Genomic DNA, 260 nt, shown 5'->3' with positions numbered 1-260 from the left:
GATCGTCTCGCACGACCGGCACGCGACACGAGGCCGAACATGGCGCAGGACGCGGAAGCGGGCCGGCACATAATCCAGCACCTCTGTGACATCTTCGCAGATGACGGTCTCCACCCCGCCGCAGCCGCACGGTTCCGGGCGATGCTCGGCCGTCAGGCGCGGTATATGCGCCGGGATTGGCGCGCGGGTGCCAGCCTTGCGTTCCGGCTTTGACGTTGCTGCAGGAGCATCATCATTGGCAGGCTCGGGGATGGCCTCAG

At 66.9% G+C, this 260-nt stretch carries 1 protein-coding gene; it reads right to left on the bottom strand.

Annotated features, from left to right (window positions below; translation table 11 throughout):
- The coding region (locus tag H926_RS35445; protein WP_256380248.1) for an IS66 family transposase zinc-finger binding domain-containing protein at positions 1-156 on the bottom strand (156 nt) is incomplete at its 3' end.
- Between the last annotated feature and the right edge of the window lie 104 nt (positions 157-260).

Source organism: Novosphingobium sp. B-7 (assembly GCF_000410615.1).
GTDB lineage: Bacteria > Pseudomonadota > Alphaproteobacteria > Sphingomonadales > Sphingomonadaceae > Novosphingobium > Novosphingobium capsulatum.
This window is presented reverse-complemented; position numbering and strand designations above follow the sequence as displayed.